The following is a 19,809-nucleotide window of genomic DNA, read 5'->3' on the forward strand; positions in this document are numbered from 1 at the left end:
GCGCACCACCCCGCCGACCAGCCCCGTTTCCCCACCGCCGACGCCCCGTCAGCTCCTCGTGAGATCATCGACAGGCCGCCCGACTACCGCAACACCCAGCAGATTTGGCAGGCTGACCCTCCCCCACCTTGGGCGGGGGGACCCCTAGGGGGTGTCTCTTCGATCTCCGTGGATCAGCCTGCGGCGCCTGGTGCCATGCATCGCAAGGCGGAGCGTCTCCCTCGGACTGGGTGTCCGTGGGTGATGCGACAACGCCGCGAGGTGCGGTACCAGGCGTCGCAGGCCCACGGAGATCGGAGAGACACCCCCTAGCACCACGGGGATTCGGGGAGGGAAAGCACCACCATGAGCACCACTGCACGCCACCACAACTCAGCCGGCGACCCCCGCATCGGCTGGAGCGGCACCGCCGACACCCATCGCGCGCCCGCCCTCCACCACCGCCGCGACGGCATCCTCCCCACCATCGGTGCCGCCCTGTCAGTACGCGGACAAACCCTCACCTGCACCGCGAGCAAGGCGGAACAGCCGCCCACGCTCCACCCCCTGGTCCAGGATTTCCTCGACACCCTCGCCACCGCACAGCGCGAACGTTTCACCGGGCGCTGCCCCGAAGCGGTCCTGCTCTCCCGCCACCTCACCGCCGTCGAGGCCAACCGCGGCAAGCGCGCCTCCCGCAAGCCCCTGACCAACGGCGAGGCCCGCCGCTCCCTGAAACACTCCAAGATCACCGCACGCCACATCCGCGAGGACGGCGACCCCCAGCACGGCAGTTACGCCCCGCCCTGCCGCTCCTGCGACGCCCTCCTCGCCCACTTCGGCGTCATGCCCATCGGCGCGACGCCCACAGGAAGCTGACCGTCACCATGCCGACCACCCCCGGCCCCCGCACCGCCGCCCACGACCGCGGCGACTCCACCCGATTCCCCGCCGCCGTCGACGTCGCCCTCCAGGACGCCGGCTGGCACCCCGGCCGCTGGGACATAAAGCAGGCGGAGCACTGGGCCGACACCCTGCGCGCCCACACCTCTCCCGCGGGCCACCGCCACACCGTCTTCCCCGCCGCCGTCGAAGCCTGGGCCGAATTCGGCGGTCTGCACATCACCGGCCCCGGGCCCGGCCGCCACATCGCGCCCGCCCCCTTCGTGCTCGACCCCCTGCACGGCCTCCACCTCGCCCGCACCCTCGGCGACCTCGGCCGCGCCCTGGAGACCGATGTGGCCCCGCTCGGCCGCGAGGAGCTCACCGGCCCCGACAGCACCACCTACAGCCAGGCCACCCTCGCCATCGATGCCGAGGGCCGCATCTACAGCCTCGACCACACCGGCGACTGGTACCTGGGGCCCGACCTCGACACCGCGCTGGGGATGCTGGTGCTGGGGAGCCGGCCCACGCGGCTGGCTCCCCACGCGGCCGGGTGAGCCGGGTACGGCGGATCAGGCCGCCGCCCGGGACGCCGGCAGGACCGCCGACACCCGGAAGCCGCCGGCCTCGGTCGGGCCGGAGACGAACACGCCGCCCAGCGCCGTCACCCGCTCCCGCATCCCCACCAGGCCGTTGCCGCCGCTCGGCAGCCCGGCACCGGCCGCGTCGCTCTCGCCGGGACCGTTCTCCACCTGGACCGCGAGCTCGCCCTCCCGGTGCGCCAGCCGCACCCGCGCCTGCGCACCCGGCGCATGCTTGTGCACATTGGTGAGCGCTTCCTGGACCACGCGATAGACGGTCCGCTCCACGCGCGCCGCATACCGGCGCCCGCAGTCGGCCGCCGGCTCCCCCGCGGCGATCTCAGCCACCTCGGCGGCCTCAGCGGTCTCGGCTGCCTCGCTCACCAGCAGCTCGACGGCCATCCCGGCCGCCCGGGACTGCCCCACCAGATCCGCCAGCTCCGCGAGGCAGGGCCCCTCGGACGCCGTCTCCCCCGCCCGCTGCTCCGGGACCGGCGCCCCGCCGGAGGACGTCCCGGCGGACGCGGACTCCGCCGCGGCCCCGATCCCGGACAGCTCCGCGGGCCGCTCCCGCTCCGTTGCCTGCGCCCCGGCCCGGGAGGCCACCGCCGCCAGCCGCTCGGGCGCGCCCGACGCCGAAGCGCCCCGCACCGCCGCCCCCTCGGCCGTACGCAGCACCCCCAGCATCTCCCGCAGCTCGGTCAGCGCCTGGCGCCCCATGTCGCCGACCAGGCCCGCGTTCCGCGACGCCTTCTCCGGGTCCTTCAGCGCCACCGCCTGCAGCGCGGCCGCATGCACCACCATCAGGCTCACCCGGTGCGCGACCACGTCGTGCATCTCGCGCGCGATGCGGGTGCGCTCCTCGTTACGGGCCCATTCCGCCCGCTCCTCGGCGCGGTCGGCCAGCAGCGAGAGCTCCCGCTCCAGACCGTCGGCCCGCTCCCGCAGGCTCTCCACCAGCCGCCGCCGGGCCCCGATGTACAGGCCCCACAGCACCGGCGGCGCCGTCAGCAGCAGCCCCATCGCCACCGCGAGCGCCGGCGCGAACCACACCGGCGGATGGAAGTCGTCCTGCCCGACCATCTCCTGCTGCACGGTGAGGTACGTCGTCACCAGCGTCCCCACCACCGTCATCCCCGCCAGCAGCGCGGTGATCCGGCGCGGCACGTCCGACGCGGCGAGCGTGTACAGCCCCACCACGCTCAGCATCCCGCCCATCTCCGCGGGCATCACGGCGATCGAGACCAGCACCACCGCGACCGGCCACCGCCGGCGCACCAACAGCACCGACCCCGCCAGCAGACCGAGCAACAGCCCGAGCAGCTGGGGCAGCTGCGCCTCGTCGGCGAAGCCCGTTCCCTCGATCACACACTCCAGCGCGGATGCCGCCGCCAGAAACACATCCAGTACGGCACTCCGCCGCCGGGCCCACCACCACGGCCCGCTCTCCGGCGCACCCCGCGCGCCCACACTTTCTTCACTTGCCCCCGTCGCGGTCATGCCGACCAGCCTACGGGCGCTCGTGCGGGATCCCCCTAGGAGTTGCGCAGCCCATTACCAGGTCTGACCCGTGGATATCCCTCGAACTATAAAATCACGCGCATTTTCGACACCTCAGGACGTCCGCCCCGTATGCTCGCGCGCGATCACCCACTCCCGCACCACCCCTCACCTCGCCACACACAGCGGCAGCCGAGAGGGGATCATGGCCGCCCGGTGATCCGTCGGCGGCAAAGTGCGGCGCTATACCGTCGCATCGGAGGCGGGCGGTACGGCATAGTGTGGGAGGCCGAGCGGCTGGACCGGCACACTCTCCGGTCTGGTTCGCCCTACCATCCCCTGTGGTGTAATTGGCAGCACTGAGGCTTTTGGTGCCTTATGTCCGGGTTCGAGTCCTGGCAGGGGAGCACACACATAACAGGCAATTTCCGGGTCCTGACCACCGCGTCAGGACCCGCACGCGTTTCGGCCGCAATACGCCCCGGTATCCTTCGGGTGACCACCACCCGAAGTAGCCAAGAAGCCGAAGGGCATCCCCGTGAGCGCCAACCGCCCGGCAGCCGTCGTCGTTCTCGCAGCGGGTGAGGGCACCCGCATGAAGTCGGCGACCCCCAAGGTCCTGCACGCCCTCTGCGGCCGCTCCCTCGTCGGACATGTCGTCGCCGCCTCCCGCGAGCTGGACCCCGAACACCTCGTCGTGGTCGTCGGCCACGCCCGTGAGCAGGTACGGGCCCATCTCGCCGAGGCCGACCCCGCCGTGCGCACCGCCGTGCAGCACGAGCAGAAGGGCACCGGCCATGCGGTCCGTACGGCCCTGGAGGAGCTGAGCCGGAGCGGTGTCGCCCTCGACGGCACCGTGATCGTGGTCTGCGGCGACACCCCGCTGCTGACCGGCGAGACGCTCACGCGGCTGAGCGACACCCACGCCGCGGACGGCAACGCCGTGACCGTCCTCTCGGCCGAGGTCCCGGACGCGACCGGCTACGGCCGCATCGTGCGCGAGGCGGGCCACGGCGCGGTGACGGCGATCGTCGAGCACAAGGACGCCACCGACAGCCAGCGGGCCATCCGGGAGATCAACTCCGGGGTGTTCGCCTTCGACGCCCGGCTGCTCGTGGACGCCCTGGGCAAGGTGCGGACGGACAACAGCCAGGGCGAGGAGTACCTCACCGATGTGCTGGGGATCGTCCGCGAGGCTGGGCACCGCGTGGGCGCCGCGGTGGCGGCCGATCACCGCGAGATCCTCGGGATCAACAACCGCGTACAGCTGGCCCAGGCGCGTGCGCTGCTGAACGAGCGGCTGCTGGAGCGGGCGATGCTGGCCGGCGTGACGGTGGTCGACCCGGCGTCGACCTGGGTGGACGTGTCGGTGACGTTCGAGCCGGACGCGACGGTGCACCCGGGGACCCAGCTGCTGGGCAGCACGCATCTCGCCACCGGTGCCGAGGTGGGTCCGCACTCGCGGCTGACGGACACGTCGGTGGGCGCGGGCGCGGTGGCCTCGTTCACGGTCGCGGAGGGCGCGCGGATCGGCGAGGGCGCGAATGTCGGCCCCTATGCATATCTGCGGCCGGGGACGGATCTTGGTCCGAAGTCGAAGGCCGGCACCTACGTGGAGATGAAGAACGCCACGATCGGCGAGGGCACGAAGGTTCCGCATCTGTCCTATGTGGGAGATGCCACGATCGGCGAGTTCACCAATATCGGTGCGGCGAGCGTCTTTGTGAATTACGACGGTGAGGCGAAGCACCACACCACGGTCGGATCACATTGCAAGACGGGCTCGGACAACATGTTTGTGGCTCCCGTCACGATCGGGGACGGCGCTTATACGGCAGCCGGCTCGGTCATCACCAAGGATGTGCCCCCGGGTTCGCTGGCGGTCGCCCGTGGCCAGCAGCGGAATATCGAGGGCTGGGTCGCGCGCAAGCGGCCCGGAAGCGCCGCCGCGCAGGCGGCTTCGGCCGCTCGCCAGGAATCCGAGGGCGAGCGGTGATCGTGCAAGGGGTGCGCCGTGCGGGGCGTACCTTTGTTGAGCGCACGCAAACTGTGATTCGAGGAGATTTGCTGTGACCGGGATCAAGACGACCGGCGAGAAGAAGCTGATGCTCTTCTCCGGCCGCGCCCACCCCGAGCTTGCCGAGGAGGTTGCACACCAGCTGGGTGTGGGCCTGGTCCCGACGAAGGCTTTCGACTTCGCCAACGGCGAGATCTACGTCCGCTATCAGGAATCGGCACGCGGCGCGGACTGCTTTTTGATTCAGAGCCACACCGCTCCGATCAATAAGTGGATCATGGAACAGCTGATCATGATCGATGCGCTGAAGCGGGCTTCGGCCCGGAGCATCACCGTGATCGTGCCGTTCTACGGCTATGCGCGGCAGGACAAGAAGCACCGCGGCCGGGAGCCGATTTCGGCGCGGCTGATCGCGGATCTGATGAAGACCGCGGGCGCGGACCGTGTGGTGACCGTGGATCTGCACACGGACCAGATCATGGGCTTCTTCGACGGCCCGGTGGACCACCTCTTCGCGCTGCCGGTCCTCGCGGACTACGTGGGCGCGAAGGTGGACCGCGACAAGCTCACGGTGGTGTCGCCGGACGCCGGCCGGGTGCGGGTCGCGGACCGCTGGTGCGACCGGCTGGGTGCGCCGCTGGCGATCGTGCACAAGCGGCGCGACAAGGACGTGGCGAACCAGGTCACCGTGCACGAGGTCGTCGGCGATGTGAAGGACCGGGTGTGCGTCCTGGTCGACGACATGATCGACACCGGTGGCACGATCTGCGCCGCGGCGGACGCGCTGTTCGCGAACGGTGCGTCGGACGTGATCGTGACGGCGACGCACGGCGTGCTCTCCGGCCCGGCCGCGGACCGGCTGAAGAACTCGAAGGTCAGCGAGTTCATCTTCACCAACACCCTGCCGACGCCGTCGGAGCTGGAGCTGGACAAGATCACGGTGCTGTCGATGGCGCCGACGATCGCCCGGGCGATCCGTGAGGTGTTCGAGGACGGCTCGGTGACGAGCCTCTTCGAGGAGCAGTGAGCGGGCCGGTGCGCTAGCCGGCACTGATCGACTTTGGGGCGGCCTCCCGGCCGGGTAGACTCATCGAGTTGCTCGGCGAGGGAGGCCGCCCTTTGTGGTGGCTGTCCGTTATCGACGCGCTCTTCGTAGCAGGTCTGTCGTGGGCCGGGTGACGCCCACCAGATGTTTCTGCAAAACGAGGAGTGCTGTTATGGCTGAGGTCAAGCTCGCCGCCCAGGTCCGTACCGACTTCGGTAAGGGTGCCGCCCGTCGTGCGCGCCGCGCCGACCTGGTTCCGGCCGTCGTCTACGGCCACGGCGCGGAGCCGAAGCACCTGGCGATCAACAACCACGCGCTGATGATGGCGCTGAAGACGCCGAACGCCCTGATCCGCCTGGAGTTCGACGGCAAGACCGAGCTGGTCATCCCCAAGGCCGTGCAGCGTGAGGCGATCCGCCAGTTCCTGGTCCACGTCGACTTCCTCGCCGTGAAGAAGGGCGAGAAGGTCTCCGTCGAGATCCCGATCCACGTCGAGGGCGACCTCGCCCCGGGTCAGCTCGTGCTGGAGCACGTCCTGAACACGCTGCCGGTCGAGGCCGAGGCCACCCACATCCCGGAGTCGGTCACCGTCTCCGTCGAGGGCCTGGACGCCGGTGCCTCGGTGCTGGCCAAGGACATCGTCCTGCCGTCCGGTTCCTCGCTGGCCGTCGAGGACGACGCCGTCGTGGTGCAGGTCATCGCCGCACAGGCCGAGGCACCGGCCGAGGAGGCCGCCGAGGGTGAGGGCGAAGCGGCCGCCGAGGCCTGAGTCGCTCTGGCTGGGTAGATTTCTCAGCGAGTCGTCCAACCGCCGCCGCGTGCCTTTGGGTGCGGGGCGGCGGTTGGCCTGTTTCATGGGCAATTGCGGTCGGGGCCGGCAGCGGTCGGCGGGATGTGGGAGTGACTCAGATGTCGGACGCGGATCCGTGGCTGGTCGTCGGGCTGGGTAATCCGGGCCCGGAGTATGCGGGAAATCGCCACAACGTGGGGTTCATGGTGGCGGATTTGCTGGCGGAGCGGATGGGGGGCCGTTTCAAGGCGCACAAGTCGCGGGCGCAGGTGGTGGAGGGCCGCTGCGGTGCGCCGGGGCCGGGAAGCCGGCGGGTGGTGGTGGCGAAGCCGTCGTCGTACATGAATGTGTCGGGCGGGCCGACCACCGCGCTCCGGGATTTCTACAAGGTGCCGGTCGCCAACATCATTGCCATTCATGATGAGTTGGACATCGATTACGGTGCGCTGCGGCTGAAGTTCGGCGGCGGTGACAACGGCCACAACGGTCTGAAGTCGATCACGAAATCCCTGGGTGCGGAGTATCACCGGGTGCGGTTCGGGATCGGGCGTCCGCCGGGCCGTATGCAGGTGGCGGATTTCGTGCTGAAGGACTTTTCCTCGGCGGAACGGCGCGAATTGGATTACTTCGTGGACCGCGCCGCGGATGCGGTGGAAACGTTGATCGTGGACGGTCTGGAACGGGCGCAGAGTACGTACAACTCCTGAATGGGACAGCGGGGGTCAGGCGCTGACGAACCGTTGTCGGAGGTTGACCGGGCGCTGGTCCATGGCCAAGGATCGCCGCCATGCCCAGAAGCAGTACGCGCACCCCTTCGGTCAGACGCAGTCGTAGCCGCCGGGTCGGTGAGAGCGCCTATGGGGCGCTGCTCGTCGTCAGGATCGGCGTGATGGGTCTGCTCGCCTTGCTGCTGCTGGTGGCGGGGGCGTGGACGTCATGGCACACGGCGCAGTACGCGATGCTCGTCAAGGCGCGGGAGCGCGGGACGATGACGGTCTCGGCGTGCGCGGGTGAGCGGTGCACGGGGCCGTACCGGCCGACGGGCGGTGACGGCACACAGCGGGCGAAGGTGTCGATCGCGCAGGCGGCCGCGCCCGACAAAGGCGAGCAGGTCGAGGTGACCGTCGAGCCGGGGACGACACATGCGGTGCGGACCGGGCCGGCCGGGATCCTGCACGCCTGGGTGCCGTTCGCGGGGGCGCTGCTGCTGGCGGCGCTGGTGGTGGCCGGAGGCATGCGGCTGCGGCGTACGGCGTGGGTGATGGGGCTGCTGGGGGCGGTGTTGCTGGGCGCGGCCTTCGCGGCGATGTAGGGCAGGGGCAGATACGACGGCGGCCCGTCCTCTCCGGTGAGAGGACGGGCCGCCGTGGTGTACCGGGCCGCCGGGTCAGCCGGTGTTGCGCAGGCCGGCCGCGACACCGTTGACGGTGAGCAGCAGCGCCCGGGCGAGGACCGGGTCCGGCTCCTCGCCGCGCTCGGCGGCGGTCCGCTGGCGGTGCAGCAGCGAGACCTGGAGGTAGGAGATCGGGTCCAGGTAGGCGTCGCGGATGTGGAACGTCTGCTGGAGGACCTCGTTGGAGTCGAGGAGCTGCTTCTCGCCGGTGACCCGCAGGACCTCGGCGACGGTGAGCTCGTGCTCGGCCTTGATGTGCTCGAAGACGTGCTTGAGGTCGTCGGGGACGAGGGTGTCGACGTAGTGCTGGGCGATCCGCAGATCCGTCTTGGCCAGCGTCATGGCGACGTTGGACAGGAAGTTGCGGAAGAAGTGCCAGTGCTCGTGCATCTCGTCCAGGACGCTGTCGAGTCCGGCCTCACGGGCGGCCTTGAGGCCGGTGCCGACGCCGTACCAGCCCGGGACGATCTGGCGGGACTGGGTCCAGCCGAAGACCCACGGGATGGCGCGCAGTCCGTCGAGGCCGGCGCCGGAGTCGGGGCGGCGGGACGGGCGCGAGCCGAGGTGGAGCTCGGCGAGCTGGTCGACGGGGGTGGAGGCGAAGAAGTACGCGGGCAGGTCGGGGTCCTCGACCAGCCGGCGGTAGGAGCCGTGCGCGGCCTCGGAGACCGTCTCCATGGTCGCGTCCCAGCGGGCCAGCGCCTCGTCGGACTGCCGGGGCGCGGTGTGCAGGGCGGAGGCCTGGAGGGTGGCCGCGACCGTCAGCTCCAGGTTTTCCCGGGCCAGTGACGGCACCAGGTACTTGTCGGAGATGACCTCGCCCTGCTCGGTGACCTTGATCTCGCCTTCGAGGGTGCCGTAGGGCTGGGCGAGGATCGCGTCGTGGGACGGGCCGCCACCGCGGCCGACGGTGCCGCCGCGGCCGTGGAAGAGGCGCAGCCGGACGCCGTGCCGGTGGGCGACGTCGCGCAGCAGGCGCTGGGCGCGGTGGATCTCCCACTGGGAGGTGGTGATGCCGCCGAACTTGGAGGAGTCGGAGTAGCCGAGCATGACCTCCTGGACGTCGCCGCGCAGGGCGACCAGGCGCCGGTAGGAGGGGTCGGCGAGCATCTCGTCGAGCAGCTGGTCGGCGATCTTCAGCTCGTCGGTGGTCTCCAGCAGCGGCACGATGCCGATCTTGGCCCAGCCGGCGTGCAGGTCGATCAGACCGGCCTCACGGGCGAGGACGGTGGCGGCGAAGACGTCGTCGGAGCCCTGGCACATCGAGATGATGTAGGACTCGATGACCTCGGGGCCGAAGGTCTCCTTGGCCCGCAGGATGGTGCGGAAGACCCCGAGGGTCTTGGCGCCGGCCTCGTCGAGCGGGGCGGGGGTGGGAGCCAGCGGGCGGCGGGAGCGCAGTTCCTTGGCGAGGAGCTTGCGGCGGTAGTCGCGCGGCATGTCCACATAGCGCCAGGACTCCTCGCCGAGACGGTCGAAGAGCTGGCCGAGGGCGTGGTGGTGGGCGTCGGCGTGCTCGCGGACGTCCATGGTGGCGAGCTGCAGACCGAAGGCGGCGATGGTGCGCAGGGTGCGCTCCAGGCGGCCGTCGGCGACCAGACCGCCGCGGTGTGCGCGCAGCGAGGTCTGGATCAGGGCGAGATCGTCGAGGAGCTCCGGGGTGCCGAGGTAGTCGCGGCCGGGGACGTGGGGGGTGTCGCCGGCCAGCCGCTCGCGGGTGTTGACGAGCTTCTGCCGGATGCAGGTGGCCTTGAGGCGGTAGGGCTCTTCGCTGTTCAGCCGCTTGTAACGGGGGCTGATCTCGGGCAGCAGATCGAGGTCGCGCTGGAGGGACTCCAGCAGCTCGTCGGTGGCTCCGCAGTTGCGGATGGAGTTGGACAGCGCGCCGCGCAGCTCGTCGACGTGCTCCAGGGCGTCGGTGATGCCGTGCTCGTGCTGGAGGAGCAGGACGTCCCAGGTGACCTGCGGGGTGACGTTGGGGTTGCCGTCGCGGTCGCCGCCGATCCAGGTGCCGAAGGTGAGCGGGCGGGTGCCGGCGGGCAGCTCGGTGCCGGCCCGCTCCAGCTCGGCGGCGAGGTCTTCGAGGACGTCGCCGACGGCGCCGCGGCCCAGCTCGTCGAGGTAGTAGATGGCGTTACGGGCCTCGTCGGTGGGCTCGGGCCGGGCGACGCGCAGCTCGTCGGTCTGCCAGATGAGGTCGATGTTCTCGGCCAGGCGGAGGTCGGCGCGGCGGCGCTCGCTGCCGTCGGCGATCTCCAGCAGCTCGGCGACCTTGCGGAGCTTGGTCAGGACGGAGCGGCGGGCGGCCTCGGTGGGGTGCGCCGTGAAGACGGGGCGTACGCCGAGGTTGCGGGCGGTGTCCTGCAGGTGCGCGGGATCGGCGTCCTTCAGCATGTCGGCGGTGCGGGCCAGGATGCTGCCCTCGGCGGCGCGCCGGGCGGCGAGCTCGCGGCCGCGGTGGACCTGCTCGGTGACGTTTGCGAGGTGGAAGTAGGTGGAGAAGGCGCGCACCAGCTTGGCGGCGGTGGCCAGGTCGGTGTCGCCCAGGAGCCGGGCTGCTGCCTCGCCGTCCTCGCGGGTCAGGGCGCGGACCCGCTCGACGAGGTCGAGGAGGTCCTTCCCCTCCTGGCGGACGAGGGTCTCGCCGAGGAGGTCACCGAGACGGCGGATGTCGGCACGCAGGGCGATGTTGTCGCTCGGGCCGGCGTCAAGGCTCTCAGCGGTCGCGGATTCGGCCGGAGTGTGGTCGGCACTGCTCACGGGTGCGGCTCCTTGCAGCGATCAGGGACGTCGCGCCGCGGCTCTGGCATGAGGGGTGGCGGGCGACGAATGGGCTGGTCTGATGCGGGCGTGCGCGGACCACGCTGTCCGACGTCCCCAGGATAGGTCTGCCCAGCCACGGAGAATCACACCGTCCGCTTAGTGGGCATCTGCCGCGGCACCGGCAGGTGTGGCGCCTGTCACGGCCTTGCCCGTGACGGTCTCACTGCCATACTTACGAAACCGTAGGTTACGGTCCCGTAGCCGTAGCCGTGCCCCCGAGCCCCGACGAGGGACACCATGACCGCTGGTCCTGAAGCCGTAGAAGATGCCCCGATTCCTGCCGATTCATCCATCGCCGGTGCCGGCGTGCCGTCCGCGACGCTGGGCGGCGAGCAGCGCCGATCGCTCGAACAGATCGCCTTGCTGCTCTTCATCACCGTCCCGTTCGTGGCACTGCTCGCCGCGGTGCCGCTGGCCTGGGGCTGGGGTGTGAGCTGGCTGGACCTGGCGCTGATGACAGCGATGTACTACATCGGCTGCCACGGCATCACGATCGGCTACCACCGCTACTTCACCCATGGTGCGTTCAAGGCGAAGCGCCCGCTGCGGATCGCGCTCGCGATCATGGGGTCGCTGGCCGTGGAGGGGCCGCTGGTGCGCTGGGTGGCCGACCACCGCAAGCACCACAAGTTCTCCGACGCGGAGGGCGACCCGCACTCCCCGTGGCGCTTCGGCGAGACGGTGCCCGCCCTGATGAAGGGGCTGTGGTGGGCGCACATCGGCTGGATGTTCGACGAGGAGCAGACCTCGCAGCAGAAGTACGCGCCGGACCTGGTCAAGGACGAGGCGATGCGTACGGTCTCCCGCCAGTTCGTCCTGTGGACGGCGGTGTCGCTGCTGATCCCGCCGCTGGTCGGCGGCCTGGTCACCTGGTCCTGGCAGGGTGCGCTGACCGCGTTCTTCTGGGGTTCCCTGGTCCGGGTCGCGCTGCTGCATCACGTCACGTGGTCGATCAACTCCATCTGCCACGCGGTCGGCAAGCGCCCCTTCAAGTCCCGCGACCGCTCGGGGAACGTCTGGTGGCTGGCCGTCCTGTCCTGCGGTGAGTCCTGGCACAACCTGCACCACGCGGACCCGACCTGCGCCCGGCACGGCGTGCTGAAGGGGCAGCTGGATTCCAGCGCCCGGCTGATCCGTTGGTTCGAGAAGGCGGGCTGGGCGTACGACGTGCGCTGGCCGGACACCTCCCGGCTGGCGGCCCGCCGCGCGGCGGTGACCGCCGGGGGTACCTCTCAGCGGTAACCAGGGAAGGCATGATTGACGGGTGGCGATCGACAACAGCAGCGCGAGCAACAGCAAGGGCAAGCCGTCCCCGGCTCCGGGGGCCCGGCGGACCCGCAGGGTCCGGATGACCGGTGCGGAGCGCCGGGAGCAGCTGCTGGACATCGGTCGCACGCTCTTCGCCGAGCGGGGCTACGAGGGCACGTCGGTGGAGGAGATCGCGGCGAAGGCCGGGGTCTCCAAGCCGGTGGTCTACGAGCACTTCGGCGGCAAGGAGGGCCTGTACGCGGTCGTCGTGGACCGCGAGATGCGGCAGCTGCTGGACATGGTGACCGGCGCACTGACCGCCGGCCACCCCCGCGAACTCCTCGAACAGGCGGCCTTCGCGCTGCTCGACTACATCGAGACCTTCACCGACGGTTTCCGCATCCTCGTCCGGGATTCCCCCGTGGCCCAGTCGACGGGCACCTTCGCCTCCCTGATCAGCGATATCGCCACCCAGGTCGAGGACATCCTGGGCCTGGAGTTCAAGGCCCGCGGCTTCGACCCCAAGCTGGCGCCGCTGTACGCGCAGGCCCTCGTCGGCATGGTCGCCCTGACCGGCCAGTGGTGGGTGGACACCCGCAAGCCGAAGAAGGCCGAGGTGGCGGCCCATCTGGTGAATCTGGCCTGGCACGGCCTGGGCAATCTGGAGGCCCGGCCGCGGTTGATAGGGCATCGCAAGAACTGAGGACCGGCGTCGGGCCTGGCCTGCCGGGTCAGGCCTGCGGCTCCAGGAACTCCAGCCGGTTGCCGGCCGGGTCGACGGAGTAGAAGCGGCGGTGGCCCGGGAGGTCGCCGTCCCAGGTGACGGCGGCCCCGGCGGCGGTCAGGCGGGCGGCGAAGGCGTCGATGCCCTGGACGCGGATGCCGGGGTGGGCCTTGCGGGCGGGGCGGAAGTCCGGCTCGATGCCCAGGTGCAGCCGGGCCGTGCCGGCCTCGAACCACCACCCACCACGTGCCGCGAGCGCCGCCGGTTTGGGGACCTCGGTCATGCCGAGGAGGTCCGCGTAATAGGTCCGCAGGGCGTCTTCGATGCCGGGTGGGGCGGCGAGCTGGATGTGGTCGAGGCCGGTGATCACGGGCGTCACCTCGGGGGGAGAGAAGGGTCGGCGGGCGTCAGCCGTCAGCCGGTTTGCGGGCCACGGCGAAGATGCGGCGGAAGGGGAAGACGGTGCCGTGGGCGCCGGTGGGGTAGGCCTTGCGCAGGGCGTCGCGGTATTCGGCGAGGAAGGCCTCGCGGGTGTCCGGATCGTTCTCCAGCGCGGTCAGCACGGGGCGCAGCGCGGTGCCCTTGACCCAGTCGAGGATCGGGTCCTCGCCCTCCAGGAGCTGGACGTAGGTGGTCTCCCACACGTCGGTGGCGCAGCCGAGGTCGGCGAGGCGCTCCAGGTAGTCGGCTGGTTCGAGGATGTGCACGAAGCGACGGCCGTGGGTGGTGAGCCGCTCGCGCCACTGCGGGGAGTCGCACAGCTCGCCGAGGAGGGCGTGGCTGGGCGAGGTGAAATTGCCGGGGACCTGGAAGGCGAACGTGCCGCCGGGCGCGAGCGCGTCGATCCAGCGGGCGAAGGAATCGGGGTGGTTGGGGACCCACTGCAGTGCCGCGTTGGAGACGATCAGGTCGTAGGTCTCCTCGGGCGCCCAGTCGGTGGCGTCGGCGGGGGCGAAGTCGAGGTGGCCGCCGCCCGGGGTGGGGCCGGCGTGGGCCTCGGCCTCCTTGAGCATCTCCGGGGAGTTGTCGTATCCGGTGATGTGCGCGTCCGGCCAGCGGGCGGTGAGCAGGGTGGTGACGTTTCCCGGGCCGCAGCCGAGGTCGGCGATGCGGGCGGGGCGGTCGGGGCGGGGCAGCTCCGATATCCGGGCGAGGAGGTCGAGGAAGGGGCGGGTCCGGTGCCCGGAGTGGCGGAGATACTGCTGCGGATCCCAGGTTGGTGCGTCGTGCATGGTCGAAACCCCTTTACTGGTGCAGGGCAGGCACAAAGCTGACACGGTCTGGTTCGGGCCGTCTCGGCCGGAAACCGAGTCCCCGCCGACGATGCCCATAGTCCAGCGAAATATATCTCGACGTCAAGAGACTTCATGTCGACAGACCCTCTACACTGATCGTCATGGAGGACGAGGTCGACCGACTGGTGGCAGCATGGCGCCGTGAGCGCCCGGACCTCGACGTGGAGCCGCTTGAGGTCCTCAGCCGCGTCTCCAGGCTCGCCAGGCACCTCGACCGGGCTCGCCGGATCGCCTTTGCCGAGGTCGGCCTGGAGCCCTGGGAATTCGACGTACTCACCGCGCTGCGGCGCGCCGGTGCCCCCTATCAGCTCTCCCCCGGGGCGCTGTTGACGCAGACCCTGGTCACGTCGGGGACGATGACCAACCGCATCGACCGGCTCGCCAAGAAGGACCTCGTCGAGCGGCTGCCCGACCCCAGCGACCGGCGCGGAGTGCTGGTCAGACTGACCGCGGCGGGCCGCGACAAGGCCGACCGGTCGCTGGCCGGACTGCTGATCCAGGAGCGCGCCATCCTCGCCGAACTCTCCCGCGAGCAGCGCGGCGAACTGGCCGGACTACTGCGGCGGTTGACCGGCCCGTTCGACAACATCCCCGGCTAACCGGCCAGCGGTCCGGTCCGTTCGACAACATCCCCGGCTAACCGGCCAGCGGTCCGGTCCGTTCGACAACCTTCCCGGCCAGCCGGCCAACCCCCCGGTCCGTTCGACGACATTCCCGGCCGGCCGACCGATCCGTTCGCCGCATCTCCCGGCGACATCCGGCACATTCCGGGCCGAGCGGGCGGCATTCCCCCTCCCCCCCATGGCCGGTTTCTTTCGCGGACGGGCGAGAGGCGGTGACTCCCGGCCAGGCGCGCGGGCGCTGTCGACGCGGCGGCGGAGCCGCCCGGCGGGCACCCGCGGAAGCGGCTCGATACGGGCGCACGACGGGTTGGCACGCGCGTATATGACGATGCGTCAGCACTTCGCGTGCGCCCCCTGATTCTGTGCGCGCCCCCTCGCGCCACGTCCCCTTGCCCGCCGCTCGGCCCGTGGGCTTGGATCGCGCCATGAGCCAGCAGCGCGCACCGCATCCGTCGAACGGCCCGTACGGCAAGCGGTTCGAGGGCCGTACGGTCCTGGTGACCGGCGCCGCCGCCGGGATCGGGGCGGCCACCGCCGACCGGCTGGCGGCCGAGGGCGCCGGCGTCCTGCTGCTGGACATCGACGACGCCCGCGGCGAGCACACCGCCCGCCGCATCCGGGCGGCCGGCGGCCATGCCTCGTACGAGCACTGCGATGTGGCGGTCGAGGACGACTGGCGGCGGGCCGTCGAGGCGGCCCGGCGGCGCTACGGCCCGGTGGACGGGCTGGTCAGCAACGCCTTTCTGCCGTATGTGGCGACCGTCGGCGACACCCCGCTCCCCGACTGGGAACGGCAGCTCGCGGTCAATCTCACCGGCTCGTTCCTCGGGGTGCGCGCCGCCCTGGACGATCTGCGGGCGCGCGGCGGCGCGGTGGTGCTGACCTCGTCCGTGCACGCGCTGATCGGGCTCCCGGGGCGGCCCGCGTACGCCGCGGCCAAGGCCGGGCTGACCGGTCTCGGGCGGCAGCTGGCCGTCGAATACGGGCCCGCGATGCGGGTCAACTGCGTGCTGCCGGGCCCCGTACTGACCGCGGCCTGGGACGGTATCGACGAGGAGGACCGGCAGGCCAGCGCCGCGCAGACGGCGGCCCGGCGGCTGGGGCGGCCGGAGGAGGTCGCCGCCGCCATCGCCTTCCTGCTCTCCCCCGAGGCGTCCTTCGTCACCGGCGCGAGCCTCGTCGTCGACGGCGGCTGGAGCGTGTACAAGAACTCTTCTTGAACCGGGCGGCGGGGCCGCGCGCCCCGCCCGAGCTTCGACGCAGGAGGTCCGATGGGCATCCGATTCGGCGGCGACTACAACCCCGAGCAGTGGCCCAAGGAGGTGTGGGCCGAGGATCTGAAGCTGATGAAGGCGGCCCACGTCAACATGGTCACCGCCGGGATCTTCTCCTGGGCCAGGGTCGAACCCCGGCCCGGCGCCTGGGACTTCGGCTGGTTCGACCGCGTCATGGACGGCCTGGCGGGCGCCGGGATCGCCGTCTGCCTGGCGACCATGACCGCCTCACCACCGCCCTGGCTCTCCCGCGCGCACCCCGGGATCCTGCCCGAGGACGCCGACGGCCGGCGCCGCTGGCCCGGCGGCCGGCAGCACTACTGCCCCTCCAGCCCCGTCTACCGCACACATGCCGTACGCCTCGTCGAACAGCTCGCCGCCCGCTACGCCGGCCACCCGGCGCTCGCCATGTGGCACGTCGGCAACGAATACGGCTGCCACACCCGCCAGTGCTACTGCGAGGTGTCGGCCGACGACTTCCGGCGCTGGCTGCGCGCCCGCTACGGCGGCATCGAGGCGCTGAACGCCGCCTGGTCGACGGCCTTCTGGTCGCAGGCGTACGGCGACTTCGACGAGGTGCTGCCGCCCCGCACCGCCCCCACCTTCCCCAACCCCGCACAGCAGCTGGACTATCTGCGCTTCGGCGACGAGGCGCTGCGCGCCTGCTACCTGGCGGAGAAGGCCGTACTGGAGCGCGTCACGCCCGGGGTGCCGGTCACCACCAATCTGATGCCGCAGCACAAGCCCGTCGACGCGTTCGCCTGGGCCCCGCACATGGACGCGATGGCGCTGGACTTCTACCAGGACCCGTATGTGCCCGACGACCACATCCGGGCGGGCTACGTCTTCGACCTGATGCGCTCGGCCCGCGACGGGAAGCCCTGGATGCTGCTGGAACAGGCGCCGGGCGCGGTCAACTGGCGCCCCCGTAACGGCCCCAAGCCGCCCGGCGCGATGCGGCTGTGGAGCTGGCAGGCGGTCGCCCAGGGCGCGGATGCGGTGCTGTATTTCCAGTGGCGGCAGTCGCTGGGCGGCGCGGAGAAGTTCCACTCGGCGATGCTGCCGCACGGCGGCACCGACACCCGGATCTTCCGTGAAGTGGCGCAGCTGGGACGGGAGTTGGCGGCCCTGCCGGACATCGAGGGGACCCGTTCGCGGGCAGATGTGGCGCTGCTGGCGGACTGGCCCAGCTGGTGGGCGCTGGAGCTGGACTCCAAACCGTCGACCGCGTTGGACCACTCCCGGATCGCGCTGGACCACTACCGGCCGCTCTTCGAGGCGGGCGTGGCCTGCGATGTGGTGCCACCGCGGCGCGAGCTGTCCGGCTACCGGCTGGTCGTGGTGCCCAACCTGTATCTGCTCACCGCGTCCGACGCCCGCCGGCTGACCGCCTATGTCCACGCCGGCGGCCAACTACTGGTGTCCTTCTTCTCCGGCATCGTCGACGAGTACGACCGGGTGCACCCCGGCGGCTATCCGGCGCCGCTGCGGGAGCTGCTGGGGCTGCGGGTGGAGGAGTTCTGGCCGCTGGACGCGGGACGATCGGTGGCGGTCGGCCGCGGAACCTACGCGGGGCGGGCTGACCTGTGGTCGGAGGCCATCGAACTCGAAGGGGCCGAGGCGCTGGCCCACTTCACGGACGGCGACCTCGCCGGCCGGCCCGCGCTCACCCGGCACACCTACGGGCAGGGCACGGCCTGGTACCTCGGCACCCGACTCGAAGCGACCCTGATGCGGACCCTGCTGGACGATGTCCGTGCGGCGGCCGGCGTGGCCCCCGTACTGCCGGGCCTACCGACGGGCGTCCAGGCCACCCTCCGCGAGGGCACCGGCGGGGGCTATCTCTTCCTGCTCAACCACGGGACGCGGCCCGTGGAGGTCGGACTGCCGACCCCGATGCGGGACGCACTCGCGGCGGCGAACGGAGCGGACGGAGCGGACGGAACGGACGGAACAGATGGAGCGGACGGAGCGGACGGGGCCGAGGAAGCGGTCGTCGACCGGATCACGCTGGGGGCCCGGGGCGTGGCGGTCCTGACCGAGGCCTAGGAGGGTGCGGTTGAGGGCAGCCCTGATCATCTGGCTCCGCACATGGTCGCCCAACACGTCCTAGTCCGGGAGGGAGAAGCCCTCGGGCGGCGTGCCCTCGACGAACAGCATCCCCACCGTGACCTTGCCCTCTCGTATCTCCCGGGCCCGTCGGTATTCGGAGGAGTCGTACCACTCCCGGATCCGGTCCATATCGGGAAACTCGATGACCACGAGCCGGGAGGAGTCCCAGGTGCCTTCGACGGGTTCGGGAGTGGGGCCCGCGACCAGGTACCGGCCGCCGTAGCTGAGGATGGACTTCTGGGCCACGTGTGCGTAGGCCAGGCCGGCCTCCTCGTCGAGCACATTGACGTTGACGATGACGTAAGCGGGCATGGGGGTCCCCGATTCCTTTGGACACGGCGTGTACTTCTGTTGCGGCGGAGACTATGCGTCGCTCGCTGAGGCGGTGGAGACCGCCGGCAACGCCGTGCCCGACAGCGACCGCAGCGGCGGGCTGCCGGCGCGGAGTCAGCCCCTGAGAGAGGGGCACGCGCTACTCGGCTTGGCTCGTGATCGCCGGACAGGCCCTAGGCGTACGCGCCGGAACAACGCCCCCGCCCCCCGCCGCTCACGGCACCGGTACCGACGCCGCCGCGGCCTCCAGCTCGACCGGGCCGACGCCGGCCCGGCGGGCCAGGGCCACTGCCGCGAGGGTGGAGTGCACGCCAAGCTTGCCGAGCACGTTCTGCATGTGGGTGCGGACCGTGTGCGGGGAGAGGAACAGCCGCTCGGCGACCGCCTTGCGGCCCAGGCCCGCCACCATGCAGCGCAGTACCTCGTGTTCGCGCGGGGTCAGCGACTCCACCAGCCGCTCGCTCTCCGAGCGGTGCTTGCGGGCGGCCGTCAGCTCCCGGAGCACACCGGTGAGAAGCGCGGGCGGCAGATGCGTTTCGTCACGGAGGACGCCACGGATCACGGCGAGCAGCCGGGAGAGCGAGCAGTCCTTGGCGACCCAGCCGGAGGCGCCGGCCTGGAGGGCGGCGGCCGCGCGGCGCGGGTCGTCGCGGTCGGCGAGAACGACGGTGCGCAGATACGGATGGCTGGTGCGCAGGCCGGAGACCAGCGCGATGCCGTCCCGCGGGCAGGCGCGCGGCACGCTCTCGCGCAGTGGTGCCGACGACTGCGGCGGCACCGCGAGCAGCGGCGCGGTGAGGTCGGCGTCGGCGAGCAGCACGTCGAAGCGGCGGCCGTCGGTGGCCGCGCGGTCCAGATTGCGCAGGGCCGCAGGCGCGCTGCCCGCGGCCGCGACGTCCACGTCCTGCTCCGCGGCGAGCGCGGCCGCCAGGGATTCGGCGAAGATGCGGTGGTCGTCGACCACCAGAACCCGGATGCGTTGCACAGAGACCCCCTGTCCCGGTGAACGGACCATAGCGGGCACGACACCCGGATTGAAGATCGCCTCAGCCGCACGGCCGCCGCCGCGCCGGCTTCGCCACCCCACCCCGGGTGTCGTACCCGAACGGTCTCGCCCCCTGATCGGCACCGGCCCCCACCGGTGCAGGATCTCAGCGTACGGACGGGGTGCGGCGAGGGAAGGTGAT

At 71.3% G+C, this 19,809-nt stretch carries 18 protein-coding genes and 1 tRNA gene; 13 read left to right on the forward strand and 6 right to left on the reverse strand.

The window, feature by feature from the left end; genetic code table 11:
* Positions 1-345: 345 nt before the first annotated feature.
* Both EST54_RS17480 and EST54_RS17485 read left to right on the forward strand, forming a co-directional pair.
* Positions 346-858: a YwqJ-related putative deaminase gene (locus EST54_RS17480; RefSeq protein WP_006605144.1), complete on the forward strand. Its 513-nt coding sequence runs from the start codon at positions 346-348 to the stop codon at positions 856-858.
* An 8-nt stretch (positions 859-866) separates the two neighbouring features.
* Positions 867-1,421, forward strand: a complete 555-nt coding sequence (locus tag EST54_RS17485; protein WP_129248572.1) for an SUKH-3 domain-containing protein — start codon at positions 867-869, stop codon at positions 1,419-1,421.
* Positions 1,422-1,436: 15 nt separating this feature from the next.
* On the opposite strand, the gene EST54_RS17490 is transcribed toward EST54_RS17485, so the two are convergent.
* The gene (locus EST54_RS17490; RefSeq protein WP_129248573.1) at positions 1,437-2,945 is read right to left on the reverse strand and encodes a sensor histidine kinase; all 1,509 of its coding nucleotides are present in this window, start codon (positions 2,943-2,945) and stop codon (positions 1,437-1,439) included.
* A 335-nt stretch (positions 2,946-3,280) separates the two neighbouring features.
* Between EST54_RS17490 and EST54_RS17495 the strand changes: the two genes are divergently transcribed.
* The 6 genes from EST54_RS17495 (at position 3,281) to EST54_RS17520 (ending at position 8,109) form a co-directional block, all read left to right on the forward strand.
* A tRNA-Gln gene (locus EST54_RS17495) sits at positions 3,281-3,352 on the forward strand.
* Between the two features lie 131 nt (positions 3,353-3,483).
* Positions 3,484-4,941 carry a bifunctional UDP-N-acetylglucosamine diphosphorylase/glucosamine-1-phosphate N-acetyltransferase GlmU gene (gene glmU, locus EST54_RS17500; protein WP_129248574.1) on the forward strand — a complete coding sequence of 486 codons (1,458 nt, stop codon included), beginning with the start codon at positions 3,484-3,486 and terminating at the stop codon, positions 4,939-4,941.
* Between the two features lie 73 nt (positions 4,942-5,014).
* Positions 5,015-5,989 (forward strand): ribose-phosphate diphosphokinase, encoded by a 975-nt coding sequence (locus tag EST54_RS17505; protein WP_129248575.1) that lies wholly within the window; start codon positions 5,015-5,017, stop codon positions 5,987-5,989.
* 190 nt (positions 5,990-6,179) lie between these two features.
* Entirely contained in the window at positions 6,180-6,776 is a 597-nt protein-coding gene (locus EST54_RS17510) for a 50S ribosomal protein L25/general stress protein Ctc (protein ID WP_129248576.1), read from the forward strand.
* A 140-nt stretch (positions 6,777-6,916) separates the two neighbouring features.
* Positions 6,917-7,504: an aminoacyl-tRNA hydrolase gene (gene pth / locus EST54_RS17515; protein ID WP_129248577.1), complete on the forward strand. Its 588-nt coding sequence runs from the start codon at positions 6,917-6,919 to the stop codon at positions 7,502-7,504.
* Between the two features lie 80 nt (positions 7,505-7,584).
* Entirely contained in the window at positions 7,585-8,109 is a 525-nt protein-coding gene (locus tag EST54_RS17520; protein ID WP_129248578.1) for a hypothetical protein, read from the forward strand.
* Between the two features lie 75 nt (positions 8,110-8,184).
* On the opposite strand, the gene ppc is transcribed toward EST54_RS17520, so the two are convergent.
* Entirely contained in the window at positions 8,185-10,950 is a 2,766-nt protein-coding gene (ppc, locus tag EST54_RS17525; RefSeq protein WP_174857454.1) for a phosphoenolpyruvate carboxylase, read from the reverse strand.
* Positions 10,951-11,250: 300 nt separating this feature from the next.
* Between ppc and EST54_RS17530 the strand changes: the two genes are divergently transcribed.
* Positions 11,251-12,255: an acyl-CoA desaturase gene (locus EST54_RS17530; protein WP_129248579.1), complete on the forward strand. Its 1,005-nt coding sequence runs from the start codon at positions 11,251-11,253 to the stop codon at positions 12,253-12,255.
* Positions 12,256-12,277: 22 nt separating this feature from the next.
* Positions 12,278-12,964 carry a TetR/AcrR family transcriptional regulator gene (locus tag EST54_RS17535; protein ID WP_174244002.1) on the forward strand — a complete coding sequence of 229 codons (687 nt, stop codon included), beginning with the start codon at positions 12,278-12,280 and terminating at the stop codon, positions 12,962-12,964.
* A 28-nt stretch (positions 12,965-12,992) separates the two neighbouring features.
* Here EST54_RS17535 and EST54_RS17540 read toward each other — a convergent pair whose 3' ends face one another.
* Positions 12,993-13,355, reverse strand: coding sequence for a VOC family protein (locus tag EST54_RS17540; RefSeq protein WP_129248580.1), 363 nt, complete (start codon positions 13,353-13,355; stop codon positions 12,993-12,995).
* A gap of 37 nt (positions 13,356-13,392) precedes the next feature.
* Positions 13,393-14,217 (reverse strand): trans-aconitate 2-methyltransferase, encoded by an 825-nt coding sequence (locus tag EST54_RS17545; RefSeq protein WP_129248581.1) that lies wholly within the window; start codon positions 14,215-14,217, stop codon positions 13,393-13,395.
* A gap of 164 nt (positions 14,218-14,381) precedes the next feature.
* Between EST54_RS17545 and EST54_RS17550 the strand changes: the two genes are divergently transcribed.
* From EST54_RS17550 to EST54_RS17560, 3 genes are all read left to right on the forward strand, one after another.
* Positions 14,382-14,879, forward strand: coding sequence for a MarR family winged helix-turn-helix transcriptional regulator (locus EST54_RS17550; protein ID WP_006605131.1), 498 nt, complete (start codon positions 14,382-14,384; stop codon positions 14,877-14,879).
* Between the two features lie 449 nt (positions 14,880-15,328).
* Entirely contained in the window at positions 15,329-16,123 is a 795-nt protein-coding gene (locus EST54_RS17555; protein WP_129248582.1) for an SDR family NAD(P)-dependent oxidoreductase, read from the forward strand.
* A 51-nt stretch (positions 16,124-16,174) separates the two neighbouring features.
* Positions 16,175-18,226, forward strand: coding sequence for a beta-galactosidase (locus EST54_RS17560; protein ID WP_129248583.1), 2,052 nt, complete (start codon positions 16,175-16,177; stop codon positions 18,224-18,226).
* 60 nt (positions 18,227-18,286) lie between these two features.
* Here the strand turns inward: EST54_RS17560 and EST54_RS17565 are convergent, their stop codons facing one another.
* Complete coding sequence (locus tag EST54_RS17565; protein ID WP_129248584.1) at positions 18,287-18,601, reverse strand: DUF1330 domain-containing protein; 315 nt, start codon at positions 18,599-18,601, stop codon at positions 18,287-18,289.
* 235 nt (positions 18,602-18,836) lie between these two features.
* Positions 18,837-19,607 (reverse strand): response regulator transcription factor, encoded by a 771-nt coding sequence (locus EST54_RS17575; protein ID WP_129248585.1) that lies wholly within the window; start codon positions 19,605-19,607, stop codon positions 18,837-18,839.
* Between the last annotated feature and the right edge of the window lie 202 nt (positions 19,608-19,809).

The sequence above is a fragment of the Streptomyces sioyaensis genome (assembly GCF_004122735.1).
Classification (GTDB): Bacteria; Actinomycetota; Actinomycetes; order Streptomycetales; family Streptomycetaceae; genus Streptomyces; species Streptomyces sioyaensis.

What these genes read in the sequence shown, in the direction of transcription:
- EST54_RS17530 (WP_129248579.1), top strand. Translation starts at nt 11,251, where the DNA reads ATGACCGCTGGTCCTGAAGCCGTAGAAGATGCCCCGATTCCTGCCGAT.
- EST54_RS17480 (WP_006605144.1), top strand. Translation starts at nt 346, where the DNA reads ATGAGCACCACTGCACGCCACCACAACTCAGCCGGCGACCCCCGCATC.
- EST54_RS17485 (WP_129248572.1), top strand. Translation starts at nt 867, where the DNA reads ATGCCGACCACCCCCGGCCCCCGCACCGCCGCCCACGACCGCGGCGAC.
- EST54_RS17490 (WP_129248573.1), bottom strand. Translation starts at nt 2,945, where the DNA reads ATGACCGCGACGGGGGCAAGTGAAGAAAGTGTGGGCGCGCGGGGTGCG.
- EST54_RS17565 (WP_129248584.1), bottom strand. Translation starts at nt 18,601, where the DNA reads ATGCCCGCTTACGTCATCGTCAACGTCAATGTGCTCGACGAGGAGGCC.
- EST54_RS17520 (WP_129248578.1), top strand. Translation starts at nt 7,585, where the DNA reads ATGCCCAGAAGCAGTACGCGCACCCCTTCGGTCAGACGCAGTCGTAGC.
- EST54_RS17550 (WP_006605131.1), top strand. Translation starts at nt 14,382, where the DNA reads ATGGAGGACGAGGTCGACCGACTGGTGGCAGCATGGCGCCGTGAGCGC.
- EST54_RS17510 (WP_129248576.1), top strand. Translation starts at nt 6,180, where the DNA reads ATGGCTGAGGTCAAGCTCGCCGCCCAGGTCCGTACCGACTTCGGTAAG.
- pth (WP_129248577.1), top strand. Translation starts at nt 6,917, where the DNA reads ATGTCGGACGCGGATCCGTGGCTGGTCGTCGGGCTGGGTAATCCGGGC.
- EST54_RS17560 (WP_129248583.1), top strand. Translation starts at nt 16,175, where the DNA reads ATGGGCATCCGATTCGGCGGCGACTACAACCCCGAGCAGTGGCCCAAG.
- EST54_RS17555 (WP_129248582.1), top strand. Translation starts at nt 15,329, where the DNA reads ATGAGCCAGCAGCGCGCACCGCATCCGTCGAACGGCCCGTACGGCAAG.
- EST54_RS17545 (WP_129248581.1), bottom strand. Translation starts at nt 14,217, where the DNA reads ATGCACGACGCACCAACCTGGGATCCGCAGCAGTATCTCCGCCACTCC.